Genomic DNA, 16,141 nt, shown 5'->3' with positions numbered 1-16,141 from the left:
TATTTCAAGGCTTGAAGGAATTTTAGCCGATTTTTTTTCTCCCCAAGCAGCCGTGTCGCCTGTCTGGCTGGGAACATTGCCTGGGGGCGCAGCGTTATACCTGCGAACCAAAAAAATGGGATTTTAGCCACTTTTGGCAAGATTTTACGTTTCTTTCCCTTTCAATTCATCTTTGCTTGTCTTACTTCAATATGAAACTCATTCCCCAATCTTTAGTCCGGCCGGCGGCCCTGGGAGTCGTGGCTCTCTCGCTCTGGCTGGGCATCACGGGTTGTACCGCCTCCCGCGTCGGCGTTACCTCCGACTTCGATCATTCGGTTAATTTCCGCACGTACAAAACCTGGGCCTGGTATCCGCAGCAGATGGCGGACACGGAAGGCGGACCGGCCAGGGGCTACGAATCGTTTCTGGACAAGCGCCTGCGCACGGCCGTGGAAACCGAAATGACTCGCAAAGGCCTCACCCAGGTCGAGAAGGACCCCGATGTGTTTGTGGCCTACAGTGCCAAAGTAGAAGATAAGCAGCGCGTGAACGGGGCCTATTCGCCCTACGGCTACCCCTACTACGGGTATGGCTACGGCCGCGGCATGGGCATGAACCCGATATCCGAGTACAAAGCCGGCACTGTCATCATTGATCTGGTGGATGCCCGGCGCAAGGAGCTGGCCTGGCGCGGCATGGGCCAGGCCCAGGTTGATAACCAGACCATTTCCGAGCAGGAAGTCTACCGCATCGTGGGCAGCGTGCTGGGGGCCTACCCACCCGTAGATACCCAGGCGCGCCGCTAGCGGCATCGGCTTCCGACTTACAAGCAAAAGCCCCTGACTATTAGTTAGTCAGGGGCTTTTTTTATGATACCGTGCGGCTAGATGGGTACGTTTACGTGGCGCTCGGCGTGGTAGGAGCTGCGCACCAGCGGGCCGCTTTCCACGTATTTCAGGCCCCGGCGCAGGCCTTCTTCGCGGTAGTGCGCAAACAGGTCCGGATGGATGAACTCGGCCACTTCCAAGTGGCGCTTGGTGGGCTGCAGGTACTGGCCCAGCGTCAGAATGTCGAGGCCGTTGGCTACCAGGTCGTCCATGGCCTGATACATCTCATCCTTGGTTTCGCCCAGGCCCAGCATGATGCCCGACTTGGTCCGCTTGCCGGCTTCCTTAGTCCGCCGGATCTGCTCCAGGCTGCGGTCGTATTTGGCCTGCGGGCGCACCAGGCGGTAGAGGCTGCCTACGGTTTCAATGTTATGCGACACCACTTCCTGCCCACCCGAAATCATCACATCCAGCGCGGCCCAGTTGGCTTTAACGTCCGGAATCAGGGTTTCGATGGTAGTGGTAGGGCTGAGCTGCTTGATGAGCACCACCGTTTCGTGCCAGATGCTGGCGCCGCGGTCCTTCAGCTCGTCGCGGTTCACAGAGGTGATGACGGCGTGCTTCACGCTCATTAGCTGAATGGCCTCGGCCACGCGGCGGGGCTCGTCGGTGTCGTATTCGGTGGGGCGGCCGGTGGCTACGGCGCAGAACGAGCAAGAGCGCGTGCAGATGTTGCCCAGAATCATGAACGTGGCCGTGCCCGCGCCCCAGCACTCGCCCATGTTGGGGCAGTTGCCGCTCTCGCAGATGGTGTGCAGTTTGTGCTCATCTACCAGGCGGCGTACCTTGGCGTATTCGGGGCCCACGGGCAGCTTCACGCGCAGCCAGTCGGGCTTGCGGGGCTTGGCCGGAGCCGCCGGAGCCGCGGCTTGGGGTTGAATGATGGGCAGGGTCAGCAACAGATCGTCCATGCTGCAAAGGTAGGGATTGGGAGCCGGTACTGAGTAGTCAGTAGTAGGTACTAAGACCGGGTGGGCCGCAATTTGTTCCCTAAACGTCCAAACCGGGCGGCCAGCCTTCCCGCAGGAAGCGCTGACCGCCCGGTTTGGGCTGGGGCTGAAGCAATTCGACAGCCTAGCTTAGCTGCGGTGGCCCAAGTAAATGGTGAGGTACACCGACGGGAAAAACTTGTTGTTCAGCTGCTTCTCGCTGGTAACGGGCGGACCGGCCGGGGCCTGGGGGGCTTTCAAGATGAGCAATTCCTTGGGATACAGCTCCAGCAAAAAGCCCGTTTCGACGCCGGCAACGGCATCTCGGTAGCGGCCATACTCGAAGCTGAGCGCCCCGCGCAGGTGCGCTCCTATTTTGGGCTTGGTTTCATTGATGCCGGAAAACAGCGGGGCCCGGTCAACAATCAACTTCTCGTTGGTGTGCTTCTTGGGGTCAAACTGCTCGGCCCGGATATCCTGCGGCGGCAAGGGCCGGCCGCTGCCGTCGCGGGCCGTGTAGTCGTAGTAGATATAATACGGCATGAGCAGGCCGATGGAAGGGCCGGCCCCGAGCATGGCACTCACCTGCACCCCCGATTCCGGCGCCTTACGGAAAACGATGCGCTCCAGGCCTACGGAGGGCCGCAGCACAAACAGATAGTTGGCTTTGGCCCCGGTATAAATGCCGCCCGCTTCCGAGGCCTGCCGCTGCTCTTTCGGGTGCTTCACTTCCACGCCCTCAATACTCCAGTAGCGCGACCATTTTTCGTCCAGCACATGGGCCGAGCGCACCGATGCGCCCCCAATCAGCCCGCCGCGGGTATTGAAGTTTATCCCGTAGGAGAATTCTTTGCGGTACGAAGGCTCGTCGGAATTACTGACGCTTTGGGCGCGGGCACCGCAACCGGCTCCCAGCGTACCGAGCACAAAACAGCCGAAGGTAAATAAGTTACGCACGGAGGACATACTTGGTGAAAGATGAGAATCGGATGAGGATCGGAGCGGAAAGCGGCCCCATCTAAAGTACGTAAATTCGCAGATACTTTTCTGCCATTTTCCCGATTATGAACAACACTGCCACAGGCCTTTATTCCGGCGAGCTGCGTACCGAAGCCACGCATACCGCCTCCGGAACCCTTATTCTCACCGACGCGCCCGTGGACAACCATGGCCGGGGCGAGGCCTTTTCGCCGACCGATCTGGTCAGTGCCGCGCTGGGTTCCTGCATGATGACCATCATGGGCATCGTGGCCGCCCGCCACGCGCTGGACCTGAGCGGTGTTCGCTTCTCAGTGACGAAGCACATGGCCGCCGAGCCGCGTCGCATCGCCCAGGTCGACATCACCTTTCAAATGCCGGCCAGCCTCGCGTCCAAAGACCGCACGCTGCTGGAAAACGCCGCCCGCACCTGCCCCGTCGCCCTGAGTCTGCACCCCGAAATCCGGCAGCAAGTGGAGTTTCTCTATCAGTAGTGAAATTGTGAGATGGTGAAATAGTGAGTTTGATGTTCGGTTTGCGCATTGCGCACAAGCGGCGCAGTTAGCGCAGCCAGAACATCAAACTCACTATTTCACCATCTCACAATTTCACTTTCACGTCGCTCAGGCGGATGCCCATGTGGGAGGCATTGTAGCGGCACTCGCCGTTCTGGATGAGCAATAGCTGGGGCGACTCGTGCTGCACGCCGAACTTCTGGGCTATTTCGGCCGAGATGGGGCGGAAGCGCAGCAGGTCGAGGTAGTAGATTTTTACGTCGCTCAGGTTGGCTTCGGGCCACTGGCGCTCCAGCTTGCTTTTGGCCGCCGCGCTGATGGAGCAGGTGGTGCTGTGCTTAAAGATGAGCACCGGCTGCTCGTGCGATTCCTGCACGATGTCGGTGAGCTGCTCGGCTTGGGTGAGGGGTTGCCAGGGAGTACTCATAAAGGGAAGGGTCGGAGTTATTCGTTCGCAGGTTTCTTTCTCTTACCAGCAGGACGCAAACTGAGGTGGATTGGTTCTCGCACGTAGGCCGCGCCGGTATGATCGAACTTGTAACTATCGCGGCCGTCATTGGGTTGCGAAACGGCCGGGCTCCCGCCCTGCCGCAGCTCCTCCTTCGACACATCCAGGTGCGAGTCTTTGTACTCGGCCTTGTACTTGCGGGCATCGCGCAGGGCGCGGCGGTTTTCGGAGCGCTGAATGGCCCGGTTGGAATACTCCGTTTGGGCTGAAGCCGTGCTGGCCCCAACCATAAAAAACAGCCCGGCCGACAGGAGAAGTATGCGCATAGCAGATGAATTTAACGGTAAGAAAAAGCCGTAGCGCCCGCAGGCTCTGCCGGAGGCGGCCATGACTACTGCCCAGTATACGCAGCAACCAAACAATTAGTGCTCATGCGGTTAGAAAGGCAGCGGGATGCCCAGAAAGCGCCGCTGCCCGACTTTATGCTTCAGCCGCCGCCGCTCATATTTGGGCTTTTTCATTAGCCCGTGCTTGTCGTAGCTGTTCCGGATGGGCTTGGCCTCGGTGGTGATGGGGGCGCTGCGCCCATCGGCCGATTCTGCGTCGGGCTTCTTTGCTTTCACCACTTTGGGCTGGGGCGGGCCGGTGGGGTTAGGAATGCGGTAGGGGCGGCACGCGCCTGCCAGCACGCCGCCCAGCAGCAGCCCCGCCAGCACCCCACGCACACTACGAAAAGCAAAGAAGGTCATAAAGCAAAAATGGTCAGCCGGCCAGCTTACCAGCAAGCCGCAAGATACTCACTTTGGCAACGAAGCGGTAGTAGGCTCTTCACGCCCCACCGGATGCTAAGCGCTGGGCCCGACTCAGTAGGCCATCAGCTTTTCGACCCGCTCGCGCAGGCGCTGCACCGGCAAAAACTGCTTTTCCAGCGACGGGGAGAAGGGAATGGCCGTATCCAGGGAGGCCACGCGCTGCACGGGGCCATCGAGGTGCTCGAAGCAGTGCTCGGCAATCCAGGCCGCTATTTCGCCGCCGATGCCGCCGGTGAGCGTGTCTTCGTGCAGCAGAATCACGCGGCCGGTTTTGCGCACCGTGGCGCGCACGGCTTCTTCGTCCCAGGGCAGCAAAGTGCGCAGGTCCAGAATATCGCACGAGAGGTTTAGCTCGTCGGCCAGCTGGGTGGCCCAGTGCACGCCCATGCCGTAGGTGATGATGCTCATATCGGTGCCCTCCCGCGCCAGCGCGGCCTTGCCGATGGGCGTGGTATAGTAGGCATCCGGCACCGGCCCGCTGATGCTGCGGTAGAGCATTTTGTGCTCGAAATAAATCACCGGGTTCGGGTCTTCGAAGGCCGCGTTGAGCAGGCCTTTCGCATCGTGCGGGTTGCTGGGATACACCACTTTCAGGCCCGGCGTGTGCGTAAACCAGGCCTCGTTGCTCTGGGAGTGAAACGGCCCGGCCGCCGACCCGGCTCCCGTGGGCATCCGCACCACCACGTCGGCGTTCTGGCCCCAGCGGTAGTGGCTCTTGGCCAGATTATTTACAATCTGGTTGAAGCCGCAGGTCACGAAATCGGCGAACTGCATCTCCATCATGGCCTTTTTGCCCTTGATGCTCAGCCCCAGCGCCGCCCCCACAATGGCCGACTCGCAGAGCGGCGTATTGCGCACGCGCTCCTTGCCAAACTGCGCCACAAAGCCTTCGGTTATCTTGAATACGCCGCCGTAGTCGGCAATATCCTGGCCCATGAGCACCAGCTCAGGGTAGCGCTCCATGCTCTGGCGCAGCCCGTCCGAAATGGCATCCACATAGCGCTTTTCAGTGCTGGGGCCGTCGGCGGGCGGGTCTTGTGCCGGAGCCTCAAATGGGCGGTACATGTCGCGCACCTCTTCTTCCAGGCTGGCGGTGGGCATGGGCACGGCGTCGGCCACTTTCAGGCCCTCCTCAATTTCGCGCTTGATGGTTTCGCGGAAGCGCATGCGGGCTTCCTCATCCAGAATGCCTTCGCTGAGCAGCCACTTTTCGTAGTTCTCCACCGGGTCTTTGGCGGCCCACTCCTCAAACAGCTCCTGGGGCACGTACTTGGTGCCACTGGCTTCCTCGTGGCCGCGCATTCGGAAAGTGAGGGCTTCGAGCAGCACGGGGCGCGGGTTCAGGCGCATATCCTCGGCCAGGCGGCGCACCGTGTCATACACCTCCAGCACGTTGTTGCCGTCTACCTGCACGGCTTCCATGCCGTAGGCGGGGCCTTTGTCGATGAAGTATTTGAAGCGGAACTGCTCCTGACTGGGCGTGCTCAGGCCGTAGCCGTTGTTTTCGATGATGAAGATGACCGGCAGCTGCCACACAGCCGCCACGTTCAGCGCCTCGTGGAAGTCGCCTTCCGAAGCGCCGCCGTCGCCGCTGTAGGTCACCGTAATGGCTTGTTTTTTATCCAGCACATCGGCCAGCGCAATGCCGTCGGCCACGGCCAGCTGGGGGCCCAGGTGCGAAATCATGCCCACGATGTGGTGCTCGTTGGTGCCGAAGTGGAAGCTCCGGTCGCGGCCCTTGGTGAAGCCAGTGGTTTTGCCCTGCCACTGCGCAAAAAGGCGGTCGAGCGGAATATCGCGCCCCGTAAACACGCCCAGGTTGCGGTGCAGAGGCAAAATGTACTCGTCCGGCCGCAGGGCCAGCGTGCTGCCCACCGAAATGGCCTCCTGCCCGATGCCCGAAAACCACTTGCTCACCTTGCCCTGCCGCAGCAGAATCAGCATTTTTTCCTCAATCAGGCGCGGTTTGAGCAGGCCCTGGTAGAGATGGAGCAGTACGTCGTTGGAGTAATCCTTGCGGTCGAAGTTCATACGGGGGAGTGGGTGGGTGGTAGCGGGGCCAAAAGTACGGGTTTGGGTTGGATGGAAAATCTGGTGGCGAAATTCCTGCTTTCGCCTGGCTTGGCACGGGGGAAGGGGCTGCTGACAGGAAAACCTGCCGAAGATACCTACCCCAAAACCTCTGCTTCGCGCGGCCGGTTATATCTTCACGGCCGGTTCAGCCGCTCTGTTCGCCTATTACCCTTGCCCTATGATCCATTTCGAAGAATTCACCCTCGCCAACGGCCTGCGCTGCATCGTGCACGAAGACCACACCACCCCCATTGCGGTGGTCAATGTGCTCTACAACGTGGGCTCGCGCGATGAAGACCCGGACCACACGGGCTTCGCGCACCTGTTTGAGCACCTTATGTTTTCGGGCTCGGTGAACATTCCGAACTACGATGAGCCCTTGCAGTATGTGGGCGGCGAAAACAATGCCTTCACCTCCGCCGACATCACCAACTACTACCTCACGCTGCCCGCCAACAACCTGGAAACCGGCTTCTGGCTCGAATCGGATAGGATGCTGGGGCTGGCTTTCTCCGAAAACGGCCTGGAAGTGCAGCGCAAAGTGGTGGTGGAAGAGTTCAAGCAGAACTACCTCAACCAGCCCTACGGCGACGTGTGGCTGAAGCTGCGCCCGCTGGCCTACCAGCAGCATCCGTACCAGTGGCCCACCATCGGAAAAGAAATCAGCCACATCGAAAATGCCGTGATGGACGACGTGCGGGCCTTCTTCGACAAGCACTACTCCCCCGCCAACGCCATATTAGTAGTGGCCGGCGACGTGACCAAGGCTGAAGTGCAGCGCCTGGCCGAAAAGTGGTTTGGCCCCATTCCCGGCGGCCAGCGCTACGAGCGCCGCCTTGCCGCCGAGCCCCGCCAGACCGCCCCGCGCCACCTCGACGTGACGGCCGACGTGCCCGTGAATGCCCTCTACAAAGTATATCACATGCCCGGCCGCGCCGACGAGGCCTACTACGCCGCCGACCTGCTCAGCGACATTCTGGGCCGGGGCAAATCGTCGCGCCTCTATCAGCGTCTGGTGAAGGAGCGGCCGTTGCTCAACTCCATTTCGGCTTCCTGCACGGGCGCTTTCGAGCCCGGCCTGCTGGTGGTGAGTGCCCGCCTGAACGCCGATGTGACGATGGAAGAAGCCGATGCGGCCATTGCGGAAGTGCTAGCCGAGCTAACCGCCGCCGAAGTAGCGCCGACGGAGCTGGAAAAAGTAAAAAACCAGGCTGAAGTCAGCATCGTGTTCAGCGAGATTGAGCTGCTGAACCGCGCCATGAACCTGGCCTTCAACAAGCTGCTGGGCGATGCCAACCTGGTGAATGAGGAAAGCGCCAAAGTGCAGGCCGTGACTCCGGCCGCTATCCTGGCCGCTGCCCGCGAAGTGCTCCGCCCCGACAACTGCAGCACGCTCTACTACCGCGCCGCCGTGCCCGCTCCCGTCGAGCAGTTGGCCGAGGTAGAAGCCGAGGACAAAGGCTGATTTTCAGCCCAGCGCTGTACCAGCAAAAAGGCCCGAACGACTATCGTTCGGGCCTTTTTGGTTGCGTTGGCGGCAGCAAGTCGGCTTACCAACCGCTGCCACCCGAGCCCCAGCCGTCATTGGCGGGTGCTTTCTTGGCAGGTGCCTTCTTGGGCGTAGTGGTGGCTTTTTTGGTAGTCGTGGTGGCCGCCGCTCCCGACGATTTTTTGGTGGCCGACGCGGAGGCCGCTACTGGCTCAGCCACCGGGGTGGGCTCGGCTATTACCGGCTCCGGAGCCGGCATAGGGGCCGCTACCGGCACGGCTTCGCGCACGTTGCGGCGCACATACGGCGTAAGGGCCCGGCCCCGATAGTCGGTGTTTACGCGGCGCGAAGGCGCGGCCGTGAAGCCAGGAGCAATCGAAAATCCTTCCGACTGCGGCGCGGGAGCATCGGCCACGCGGCCGGCGGGGGCTCCGAAGCCATCGTTGGCTGGTGCCGGAGCAGCGGCAGCTTCCATGGGGGCGGGCTGGGTGTTGGCGGCGGGCTTAGCCGTTTTTTTGCTGGTCTGCTGGGCAAAAGCACCCGGAGCGCTCAACACAGTAACCAACAACAGGCTCGAAAAGGCAGAACGTAGCATAGTGAATGCGCGAAAGTGAAGGGGAAAATTCGGGTTGAGAACTTGGATACACAAATCTAGGGCAGTTTGTGCCCGAACGACAAAAAATATCGGCGCTGGCTGCGCCGATGGTGGTTGTAGCTGAGACTGTGCCGATTTATTTTCTGCGCCGGGCCGGCGTGGCCGCTGGCTTTGGCGCAGCTGCGGGGGCCGCTCTGCCCGCGGCGAGCGTGGAGTTAGTAGTGGCGGGCTTGGCTACTTTCTTTTTTAGGGGGCGGCCCATGTAGTCGGTTGTGGGCGGGCTGGGCATGTTGATGCGCATCCCCGGAGCCAGCCGCGAATCTTCTTCCAGCCGCCGCCCGGAGCGGTCGTAGCGGGCATAAGCGCCCGAGCGGGCCCGGTTGGGCTTGCGCTTCGACGTGCGCGACTGGGCCAGGGCAACACCTTCAGCCAGAAAGCTGGCAGCCAGCAAAAGCAGCAGAAAACGGTAGCGGCACCACATATACAAAGCGCTTTACAACCTGTGAAACAACACCCTGCCCAAGCATACGAAGTACCGCGCCCGGCGGATGCCTACCACTCCGGCACCTCGGCCGTCGCTACCATAGCCGCGGGGGCCTGGGCCTCTTGCACGGCCAGCGTAGAAGCCTTGCTGGCTTTCTTTTTCAAAGGCCGGCCATGATAATCGGTGCTCACGCCCCGGTAAGGCGCGGTATTCATACCAGGCGCAATCATCACGCCCGACGAGCGCATCATCGGGTCGTCAGCCGCCAATTCAGCCTCAACCGGAACAGCGGCAACGGTAGCTTTTTTAGCGGCTTTCTTGAGTGGGCGGCCGTTGTAGTCGGTGCTCACGCCGCGGTAGGGGGCCGTGTTCATGCCGGGGGCAATCATCACGCCCGAAGAGCGCATGGCGGGGTCGTCGTTGAGGGCCGGCTCGGCGGCTACCGGAGCGCTTACAGCTTCCGGCGCGGGCGTGGCCCAGAGGGCATCATCATCGGTGGCTGAGCCCCAATTGGCCGCCGAAGTCGATTTGGGTGCCGCTGGAGTTTGTTTTTTCAACGCCTTGGCGGTGCGGGCCTTCTTGCGGCCGGGGCCGTCGGAGGAAGAAGCCTGGGAAGTAGCCGGGGCGCTGAGCAGGGCGGCAATCAGAAAAGCGGGAAGCAAAAAGCGTTTCATAGAGCAGGAAGGCTGGAGATGGATGAAAGGAAGCGCGGGCCATTCGCAGGCCGCCGGTGCTGATCTGAGCAGGTGGCGCCCCGTGCCCGATTCTGGCTAGCCGTTGTATGAGCGGGCTTTTGCAGCAATCGTACCAATCTTCAAAAACACTTTAAACCCGCTCCAATCGGCTTTTTTCACCTCTCCCTGGGTTTCGGACGGAAGCGTACCTTTGCAGTACTATGCAGGATCAAATTAATCGCCTCCGCGCCGAGATAGCAGCGTACGACCTCACCACGCCCGAGCAGCTGGAGCAGTTTCGCCTGGCCTTCACCGGCCGCAAGGGCCAGCTCGCCGACCTTTTCGACCAGCTCAAGACCGTAGCCCCCGAGCAGCGGCGCGCTGTGGGCCAGGAGCTGAATCAGCTGAAGCAAGCCGCGCTGGAGCGTTTTGAGCAGCGCCGGCAGGAGCTGGAGGAAGCCACTCAGAACACTCCCGCCGACCCCACGTTCGACTACACGCTGCCTACGGTGCCCAATGTCCTGGGCACGCGCCACCCGCTGAGCCTGGTGCGCGAGGAAATGGTGCGCATTTTTTCCCGCATCGGCTTCAACGTAGCCGAAGGCCCCGAAATAGAGGATGACTGGCACAACTTCACCGCCCTCAACTTCCCCGAAAACCACCCCGCCCGCGACATGCAGGACACGTTCTTCGTGGCCCGCGATGCCGCCAACCCCACCCACGACTTTCTGCTCCGCACCCACACCAGCACCGTGCAGGTGCGCGTGATGGAGTCACAGAAGCCGCCGATCCGTAGCATTATGCCCGGCCGCGTTTACCGCAACGAGGCCATCTCGGCCCGCGCCCACATGATGTTTCATCAGATCGAGGGCATTTTCATTGATGAAGGCGTGAGCTTCGCCGACCTGAAGCAGACCGTTTATTACTTCGTGCAGGAAATGTTCGGGGCCGATATTCAGATCCGCTTCCGCCCGTCGTTTTTCCCCTTCACCGAGCCCAGCGCCGAAATCGACATCACCTGCTTAATCTGCAAGGGCACGGGCTGCAACATCTGCAAGCACACGGGCTGGGTCGAAATCGGGGGCTGCGGCATGGTAGACCCCAATGTGCTGACGCAATCCGGCATCGACCCGGAGGTTTTTTCCGGCTACGCCTGGGGCATGGGCATCGAGCGCATCACGATGCTGAAATACCAGATTAAGGATCTGCGCTTGTTCACGGAGAATGACCAGCGGTTTTTGCGGCAGTTCGAGGGAGCTTAATCTGCCGGGCATTGGTTACAGGGTTTCCGTATGACTTCGCTGTTTCGCTTTCAACGTGCTATGCCTGTTCCCATGAAGCTTTCGTCTACTCTGCGGGCTGTGGCGGCGGTGGCCCTGTTTGGCTCCCAGCTGGTCTTGGCCGCCTGCGGCTCCACCTCCACCGAAAACGACCCGCAGATTCCGCTGGCCGCTTTCAGCACGCCCATCAACCTGACCAATCAGGAATACGTGGCGCTCCGCACGAACAATGGGGCCGCGTACGCCAAAGGCGGCGTGCGCGGCCTGATTGTGGTCCGGCAGAACGCCAGCACCTACCTCGCCTTCGAGCGCAACTGCCCCTACCGGGCCACCGACACCTGCGCCCGCGTGAGCATTGACCCTTCCCGGCTGTTTCTGAAAGATGCCTGCTGCGGCTCCCAGTTCGATCTGCAAGGTCAGCCCCAGTCCGGCCCAGCGGCCCGCCCGCTGCGTCAGTACAGCACGGCTCTCTCCGGTAGCATCCTGACAATCACGAACTAGGCTATTGTCGCAATATTTTTTTAGGCTATTGCTTGCACAGGGTTTGGTTTTGCTCTAATATTGCACCCGCAACGACACATAAACGTCGCCATAACCGCTTCCTTAGCTCAGCCGGTTAGAGCATCTGACTGTTAATCAGAGGGTCCCTGGTTCGAGCCCAGGAGGGAGCGCCAATACCTATGAATGCCCGCCCTAACCGGCGGGCATTCTTCGTTTCCAGCCACTGCGGGCGGTTTTTGATTTGGTACTCCGGCCGTCTTCGGTTATCTTTGGATATAAACCGGGACGGAAAGCAGGACGAAAACCGGGACGAAGCAATATGGAGACGCCCAAGCTGTTCAAGCGAAAAATCAGTGTTCGGTTCTATCCACGGGTCGCAGAAGCCGATAAACTGGGGCGGTGCCCTGTGCGGCTAACGACCCGCTGGCACGGTCAGGAGCTTCAGACAGACACCGGGGAGCGGGTTTTACTGGCGCGACCGGGCAAGGGCGAGGAGATGGAAGTGATGTGGGATGCCAAAGGCCAGCGCGCGCTGGGCGGGCGACGCCTGACACCGAAGGAGGAGGAAGCCGGCATTCCCACGCACCCGGATACGGTTACGAACATCAACGCCCGGCTGGGAGCCCTGGAGAAGAATGTTATCGACACATTCAACCGGCTTTTTGATGCGGCCCCTTACGCGCAGGTGAGCAAAGCGGCGCTCGTGGCGGCGCTGTACCCTGCGGCGGTTATGCCTGCACCGGTGCCGGTAGCAGCGCCGGCAGTGGCAAGCCGCACCTTCCGGCAGGTACTGGAAGAGTGGAAGGCCGAAAACCGCAACCTGGCCAAGGACTCGCTCCGCAAGTACGACCAGCTGGCTACGATGATGGAAAGCTGGCAGCCCGACCTGCGGCCGGACCAGGTGACGCAGAAAGTGGCCAAGGAGTACCAGCAGCACCTGCTGGACCTGCAGAAGTCCGACGCGACCATCAAGGTGCATTTTGGCGGCCTGCGCAAGTGCCTGGAACAGCTGGGGCTGCCCCATGATATGGCTTGGCTGCAATACTCGGCCAAGAACGCGCCGCAGCTGGACCTGGAAATTGAGGAAGTGCGCAAGCTGATTCGGTGGCGGCCGACTTCCGAGGTCTTGGCCGAAGAGCGGGACCGGTGGCTGTTCCAGCTATTCAGCGGGCGGCGCTACGAGGACCTGGAAAAATTCGACGTGCGCGAGCGTATCACGCTCACGCTGGAAGATGGCAGCCAAGTGCCGGCGCTGCTCCATGCGCAGGGAAAAACGGGCAATGATGCGGCCGTTCCGCTGCCGCCCATTGCGGTCAGGATTGGTGAGCATTGGAAGTGGCATTTCCCGGCGCGTACCTGGCAACACCGCGGCGACATGATTAAGGAGGTGGCGCAAGCCGCCGGGCTCACGCGGGAATGGGACGACCGGCTGATTACGGGCGGCAAGGTGGTACACAACTGGCGGCCGGTTTATCAGGTGATTGGCACCCATACGGCGCGACACACCGCCGGCACGCTGCTTAAACAGGTCAGCAACGGAAACAAGGGGCTGGCCAGGCTCGTGCTCGGGCACGCCGAGGAAGATGTGACGGACCGTTACGCCAAGGACAAAGCCCGGTTGCTGGCCCCGGACGTGTTGAAGGCCTGGGAGAAGATTCTGGGCGAGTGGTACGACGGGGAGCCGGCGCGGTAGACGGTATTGTTTGCGTAGCTACTAGCCGCCGCGCTGCTTTTTAGTTTTGGGGTTGGGCTCCGGCAATTCTTCCACCGTCAGGCGGGCCAGATTTGTCAGCCACTCCTGGTCCTCCAACTGCTCTTCAATCAGGAAGCAAGGCTTTGCGCCTGGGTAAGGCGCGGCCTCGGTCACTTCTGATAAAAAAGCTCGTCCCGCTACAGTAGGCTTGATGTACAGCTTGTTGTCACAAACAAGGGCAAAGGGCTTACCGTCCCAGTACAGGGTATACTCCCCAAACATCTTCCTGGCGGTAACGTGGCCGGAGTTGTTCATCTGCTCAACGACAAATTCGACAAATTCCGGAGTAGAGGCCATTGCACACAGGGTGTAGCTGAAGTATTACCGGGTCTGTTTGGTTTGAGCTTAGCCTGCTGGTCAGCGGTTGACTGAGCCGTGAATCGTTCATAAACCCGACAAGCCTCCGGCGAATGTACGACGCGGGCGCAAGGTGCCTGCAGACTGCCTCCGTCCTGCCTTCAGCCTCGGTTGGCTGGCGCCGACGTTCCGTTAAGTGCGGCGGCTACTTCGGCCTCCGGCAGGCTCGTGTACGCGCAGAATTCGGCTATGGAAACGTAGGCCCGGGCGGGTTTGCGCAGCTTGGTACGGATGCGCTGCAGGAGGCGCTTGCCGGCGTCGTAGCCGGTACCGGTAAGCCGGGCAACGTCTTTGGGGTAGAGGCAAACCTGGGGCATCTGGGGGCGGATTGGGGCTGGTTGGACAGACGAATATACAACGGTAAAAAGCCGGTTGTAGGTTCGTGCCATGAAAGATAAAGCACTGTATATCAGCGGGTGGTTGCTAATGGTTGCCGCTGGTTTCGGGTTGGGGGAAGCAGCCGTAAATAGCCTGTCTGCCGACCAGCCAGGGGGGACTGCGCCGACGCAGGAAGTGGGGCGCATGGTGCGGGTGGTGGACGCCGATACTTACGACGTGCTGGCCGGTGGCGTGACATACCGGGTGCGGCTAATGGGCGTGGATGCGCCGGAGCCAGACCAGCCCTACGGACAGCAGGCAGGCGACTCGGTGGCGCAGCTGCTGCGGCCGAAGCGGCAAGTGCTGATTTCGCGGCGCGGCGTGGACCTCTATGGGCGGACCCTAGCCACGGTGCGGCTGCCAGTAGCCGGCACGCCTGCTCTGGCGCTGGACTCGCTGCTGGTGGTGCGGGGCTGGGCGTGGGCCTTCGACCCGAAGCGTCGGGTAGCGGGCCGCGCCGCGCAGCAGGCAGCGGCAGTGGCCGGACGGCGCGGGCTCTGGAAATGCGGGGCCGTGGGTGTGCTCATGCCGCGCCAGTGGCGCAAACTCAACTACAAAAACAAGCGACGCTACGGGGTGGGCTGCACCTGGTAGCAACGTCGCATAAGCGCAAGCAGCCACGACACAAACAGATTTTCAACTTCTAACAACTTACTACTATGGCACGTCAAACGGGCATTATTGGCATCCAGGGCACCGTAGGGGGCTTGGTGTTCAGCAAAAACGGGAACATCTCCCAAAAGCCGGCCAGCGACAAGGCGGCCTTCGCCAACGCCCCGAGCCGGGCGCGAACCCGCGAAAACGCGGCCGAATTTGGTCTGGCCGCCAAGTACAGCAAGCTGCTCCGCGACTCGCTGCGCGTGGCCATTGCCTCGGCCAGCGACAGTCAGCTGGCGGCCCGCCTCACGAAAGTGATGCGCGAAGTCATCGGCCTCGACGATACGAACGACCGGGGCCAGCGCGTGTTCGACTCGGGCAACTCGGCTCCGCTGCTGGGCTTCAACTTCAACGCGGGGGCTGGTATCGGCCAGACCATGTACTTCCCTTACGAGGTGACGGGTGCGGGTGCTGATGTAACCATGAGCATTCCGGCGCTGAACCCGGCCTCGGATATTGCGGCTCCGCAGGGCGCTACGCACTTCGAGGTGATTTTTGCCGCTTCGGACCTGGACATGGAGACGCTGACCTTCACCAACGCCGTGGTGGCCGCTCCGCTGGGCATTCTGCCCATCAACAGCGCGGCTCTGGTGAATCAGTCAGTAGTGGCCAGCTTCCCGGCGGCTCCAACGGCTGCTAACCTAGTGGTGGGCGTGGTAGGCATCAACTTCTACCAGCAGATTAACGGTAAGTTCTACGCCCTGAACAACAACAGCACGAACCCGCTGGCCATTGAGTACGTGGCTTAAGCCAAGCCGTGAGCGGCACGAAGCGGCCGGCCGAATATGGCTGGCCGTTTTTCTTTCCCTTTCATCTTTTACCTTTTCACATCATGGCACTTACTGCCTATCAGACCCAATTCAAGCGTCGCATGAAGCGCGCCATCCGCTTGCGGGCCAAAGCCGACCAGAAGGCCCGGCGCTACACCAAGCTGCTGTCGGACGCCATCGGCGCGGCCGAGGATGCGGCCATGCAGATGAACGCGCTAAACCAACTCTACAACGTCGACGTGAGCACCTATACCCTGCTCACGCAGGCGCTGCACGCCAACAGCGGGCAGGAGGTGCTGGAAGACCATCTGGCGCAGAGTACACCGGGTGAGGAGGCCGTCATTTACAACCAGATACCGGACGGTAACGGCGGCCAGGAGCTGCCGGCCAACCCGCTGTTTGGTGAATTAGTGGCGGGTACGCCGATTATCGCGCCGACACCGGTTTCTATGGCTGTTGCTCCGGAAAAGGATACCGTGCTGGTAGCTGCGCGGGAAACAGAAACGCTGGATTAGCAGCTTTCCTGGGTATCAATAACCGGTAAGGCCGGCTCCTCCTTGTGGGGGGCCGGCCTTTTGC

Annotated in this window: 20 protein-coding genes and 1 tRNA gene; 10 read left to right on the top strand and 11 right to left on the bottom strand. The window is 61.1% G+C overall.

Annotated features, from left to right (window positions below; genetic code table 11):
- The first annotated feature begins 191 nt into the window (after positions 1-191).
- Positions 192-788 (top strand): DUF4136 domain-containing protein, encoded by a 597-nt coding sequence (locus BUB62_RS13455; RefSeq protein WP_073110867.1) that lies wholly within the window; start codon positions 192-194, stop codon positions 786-788.
- Positions 789-865: 77 nt separating this feature from the next.
- On the opposite strand, the gene lipA is transcribed toward BUB62_RS13455, so the two are convergent.
- Together lipA and BUB62_RS13445 are read right to left on the bottom strand one after the other, a co-directional pair.
- Positions 866-1,768, bottom strand: coding sequence for a lipoyl synthase (gene lipA / locus BUB62_RS13450; protein WP_073110989.1), 903 nt, complete (start codon positions 1,766-1,768; stop codon positions 866-868).
- Positions 1,769-1,948: 180 nt separating this feature from the next.
- Positions 1,949-2,764, bottom strand: a complete 816-nt coding sequence (locus tag BUB62_RS13445; protein ID WP_073110865.1) for a hypothetical protein — start codon at positions 2,762-2,764, stop codon at positions 1,949-1,951.
- Between the two features lie 98 nt (positions 2,765-2,862).
- Between BUB62_RS13445 and BUB62_RS13440 the strand changes: the two genes are divergently transcribed.
- Positions 2,863-3,270 (top strand): OsmC family protein, encoded by a 408-nt coding sequence (locus BUB62_RS13440; RefSeq protein ID WP_073110863.1) that lies wholly within the window; start codon positions 2,863-2,865, stop codon positions 3,268-3,270.
- Positions 3,271-3,376: 106 nt separating this feature from the next.
- On the opposite strand, the gene ytxJ is transcribed toward BUB62_RS13440, so the two are convergent.
- The 4 genes from ytxJ to BUB62_RS13420 all read right to left on the bottom strand — a co-directional run bounded on the left by ytxJ (position 3,377) and on the right by BUB62_RS13420 (position 6,582).
- Complete coding sequence (gene ytxJ, locus BUB62_RS13435) at positions 3,377-3,718, bottom strand: bacillithiol system redox-active protein YtxJ (protein WP_073110861.1); 342 nt, start codon at positions 3,716-3,718, stop codon at positions 3,377-3,379.
- A 17-nt stretch (positions 3,719-3,735) separates the two neighbouring features.
- Positions 3,736-4,065 (bottom strand): hypothetical protein, encoded by a 330-nt coding sequence (locus BUB62_RS13430; RefSeq protein WP_073110859.1) that lies wholly within the window; start codon positions 4,063-4,065, stop codon positions 3,736-3,738.
- Between the two features lie 111 nt (positions 4,066-4,176).
- Positions 4,177-4,488 (bottom strand): hypothetical protein, encoded by a 312-nt coding sequence (locus BUB62_RS13425; protein ID WP_073110857.1) that lies wholly within the window; start codon positions 4,486-4,488, stop codon positions 4,177-4,179.
- A gap of 114 nt (positions 4,489-4,602) precedes the next feature.
- On the bottom strand, positions 4,603-6,582 hold the full coding sequence (locus BUB62_RS13420) for an alpha-ketoacid dehydrogenase subunit alpha/beta (protein WP_073110856.1): 1,980 nt from the start codon (positions 6,580-6,582) through the stop codon (positions 4,603-4,605).
- Between the two features lie 220 nt (positions 6,583-6,802).
- Here BUB62_RS13420 and BUB62_RS13415 point away from each other — a divergent pair, with 220 nt between their 5' ends.
- Positions 6,803-8,089 carry a M16 family metallopeptidase gene (locus BUB62_RS13415; RefSeq protein ID WP_073110854.1) on the top strand — a complete coding sequence of 429 codons (1,287 nt, stop codon included), beginning with the start codon at positions 6,803-6,805 and terminating at the stop codon, positions 8,087-8,089.
- An 85-nt stretch (positions 8,090-8,174) separates the two neighbouring features.
- Here BUB62_RS13415 and BUB62_RS13410 read toward each other — a convergent pair whose 3' ends face one another.
- From BUB62_RS13410 to BUB62_RS13400, 3 genes are all read right to left on the bottom strand, one after another.
- Positions 8,175-8,708, bottom strand: coding sequence for a hypothetical protein (locus BUB62_RS13410; RefSeq protein WP_143164167.1), 534 nt, complete (start codon positions 8,706-8,708; stop codon positions 8,175-8,177).
- Positions 8,709-8,844: 136 nt separating this feature from the next.
- On the bottom strand, positions 8,845-9,189 hold the full coding sequence (locus BUB62_RS13405) for a hypothetical protein (RefSeq protein ID WP_073110846.1): 345 nt from the start codon (positions 9,187-9,189) through the stop codon (positions 8,845-8,847).
- Positions 9,190-9,260: 71 nt separating this feature from the next.
- The gene (locus tag BUB62_RS13400; RefSeq protein WP_073110844.1) at positions 9,261-9,866 is read right to left on the bottom strand and encodes a hypothetical protein; all 606 of its coding nucleotides are present in this window, start codon (positions 9,864-9,866) and stop codon (positions 9,261-9,263) included.
- A gap of 221 nt (positions 9,867-10,087) precedes the next feature.
- Here BUB62_RS13400 and pheS point away from each other — a divergent pair, with 221 nt between their 5' ends.
- The 4 genes from pheS to BUB62_RS13380 all read left to right on the top strand — a co-directional run bounded on the left by pheS (position 10,088) and on the right by BUB62_RS13380 (position 13,340).
- Positions 10,088-11,128: a phenylalanine--tRNA ligase subunit alpha gene (gene pheS, locus BUB62_RS13395; RefSeq protein ID WP_073110842.1), complete on the top strand. Its 1,041-nt coding sequence runs from the start codon at positions 10,088-10,090 to the stop codon at positions 11,126-11,128.
- A 60-nt stretch (positions 11,129-11,188) separates the two neighbouring features.
- Complete coding sequence (locus tag BUB62_RS13390) at positions 11,189-11,647, top strand: Rieske (2Fe-2S) protein (RefSeq protein ID WP_143164166.1); 459 nt, start codon at positions 11,189-11,191, stop codon at positions 11,645-11,647.
- 96 nt (positions 11,648-11,743) lie between these two features.
- Positions 11,744-11,820: transfer RNA gene (locus tag BUB62_RS13385), tRNA-Asn, on the top strand.
- Between the two features lie 233 nt (positions 11,821-12,053).
- Positions 12,054-13,340 carry a site-specific integrase gene (locus BUB62_RS13380; RefSeq protein ID WP_143164165.1) on the top strand — a complete coding sequence of 429 codons (1,287 nt, stop codon included), beginning with the start codon at positions 12,054-12,056 and terminating at the stop codon, positions 13,338-13,340.
- Positions 13,341-13,361: 21 nt separating this feature from the next.
- Here the strand turns inward: BUB62_RS13380 and BUB62_RS13375 are convergent, their stop codons facing one another.
- The gene (locus BUB62_RS13375; protein ID WP_073110833.1) at positions 13,362-13,697 is read right to left on the bottom strand and encodes a TfoX/Sxy family protein; all 336 of its coding nucleotides are present in this window, start codon (positions 13,695-13,697) and stop codon (positions 13,362-13,364) included.
- 161 nt (positions 13,698-13,858) lie between these two features.
- Positions 13,859-14,074 (bottom strand): hypothetical protein, encoded by a 216-nt coding sequence (locus BUB62_RS13370; RefSeq protein WP_084539063.1) that lies wholly within the window; start codon positions 14,072-14,074, stop codon positions 13,859-13,861.
- Positions 14,075-14,144: 70 nt separating this feature from the next.
- Between BUB62_RS13370 and BUB62_RS13365 the strand changes: the two genes are divergently transcribed.
- From BUB62_RS13365 to BUB62_RS13355, 3 genes are all read left to right on the top strand, one after another.
- Positions 14,145-14,729: a thermonuclease family protein gene (locus tag BUB62_RS13365; RefSeq protein WP_234988700.1), complete on the top strand. Its 585-nt coding sequence runs from the start codon at positions 14,145-14,147 to the stop codon at positions 14,727-14,729.
- 65 nt (positions 14,730-14,794) lie between these two features.
- Complete coding sequence (locus tag BUB62_RS13360) at positions 14,795-15,541, top strand: hypothetical protein (protein ID WP_073110829.1); 747 nt, start codon at positions 14,795-14,797, stop codon at positions 15,539-15,541.
- 83 nt (positions 15,542-15,624) lie between these two features.
- Positions 15,625-16,077, top strand: a complete 453-nt coding sequence (locus tag BUB62_RS13355; protein WP_073110827.1) for a hypothetical protein — start codon at positions 15,625-15,627, stop codon at positions 16,075-16,077.
- The last annotated feature ends 64 nt before the right edge of the window (positions 16,078-16,141 follow it).

It is taken from the genome of Hymenobacter daecheongensis DSM 21074 (assembly GCF_900141805.1).
In the GTDB taxonomy this organism is placed as follows: Bacteria; Bacteroidota; Bacteroidia; order Cytophagales; family Hymenobacteraceae; genus Hymenobacter; species Hymenobacter daecheongensis.
Note: the sequence above shows the minus strand (reverse complement) of the source record. Positions and strands in the feature narration are given on the sequence as shown.

Excerpts from the sequence above, each read along its gene's own strand:
- BUB62_RS13455 (WP_073110867.1), top strand. The coding sequence starts at position 192 with ATGAAACTCATTCCCCAATCTTTAGTCCGGCCGGCGGCCCTGGGAGTC.
- BUB62_RS13445 (WP_073110865.1), bottom strand. The coding sequence starts at position 2,764 with ATGTCCTCCGTGCGTAACTTATTTACCTTCGGCTGTTTTGTGCTCGGT.
- BUB62_RS13440 (WP_073110863.1), top strand. The coding sequence starts at position 2,863 with ATGAACAACACTGCCACAGGCCTTTATTCCGGCGAGCTGCGTACCGAA.
- ytxJ (WP_073110861.1), bottom strand. The coding sequence starts at position 3,718 with ATGAGTACTCCCTGGCAACCCCTCACCCAAGCCGAGCAGCTCACCGAC.
- BUB62_RS13430 (WP_073110859.1), bottom strand. The coding sequence starts at position 4,065 with ATGCGCATACTTCTCCTGTCGGCCGGGCTGTTTTTTATGGTTGGGGCC.
- BUB62_RS13425 (WP_073110857.1), bottom strand. The coding sequence starts at position 4,488 with ATGACCTTCTTTGCTTTTCGTAGTGTGCGTGGGGTGCTGGCGGGGCTG.
- BUB62_RS13420 (WP_073110856.1), bottom strand. The coding sequence starts at position 6,582 with ATGAACTTCGACCGCAAGGATTACTCCAACGACGTACTGCTCCATCTC.
- BUB62_RS13415 (WP_073110854.1), top strand. The coding sequence starts at position 6,803 with ATGATCCATTTCGAAGAATTCACCCTCGCCAACGGCCTGCGCTGCATC.
- BUB62_RS13410 (WP_143164167.1), bottom strand. The coding sequence starts at position 8,708 with ATGCTACGTTCTGCCTTTTCGAGCCTGTTGTTGGTTACTGTGTTGAGC.
- BUB62_RS13405 (WP_073110846.1), bottom strand. The coding sequence starts at position 9,189 with ATGTGGTGCCGCTACCGTTTTCTGCTGCTTTTGCTGGCTGCCAGCTTT.
- BUB62_RS13400 (WP_073110844.1), bottom strand. The coding sequence starts at position 9,866 with ATGAAACGCTTTTTGCTTCCCGCTTTTCTGATTGCCGCCCTGCTCAGC.
- pheS (WP_073110842.1), top strand. The coding sequence starts at position 10,088 with ATGCAGGATCAAATTAATCGCCTCCGCGCCGAGATAGCAGCGTACGAC.
- BUB62_RS13390 (WP_143164166.1), top strand. The coding sequence starts at position 11,189 with ATGCCTGTTCCCATGAAGCTTTCGTCTACTCTGCGGGCTGTGGCGGCG.
- BUB62_RS13375 (WP_073110833.1), bottom strand. The coding sequence starts at position 13,697 with ATGGCCTCTACTCCGGAATTTGTCGAATTTGTCGTTGAGCAGATGAAC.
- BUB62_RS13370 (WP_084539063.1), bottom strand. The coding sequence starts at position 14,074 with ATGCCCCAGGTTTGCCTCTACCCCAAAGACGTTGCCCGGCTTACCGGT.
- BUB62_RS13365 (WP_234988700.1), top strand. The coding sequence starts at position 14,145 with ATGAAAGATAAAGCACTGTATATCAGCGGGTGGTTGCTAATGGTTGCC.
- BUB62_RS13360 (WP_073110829.1), top strand. The coding sequence starts at position 14,795 with ATGGCACGTCAAACGGGCATTATTGGCATCCAGGGCACCGTAGGGGGC.
- BUB62_RS13355 (WP_073110827.1), top strand. The coding sequence starts at position 15,625 with ATGGCACTTACTGCCTATCAGACCCAATTCAAGCGTCGCATGAAGCGC.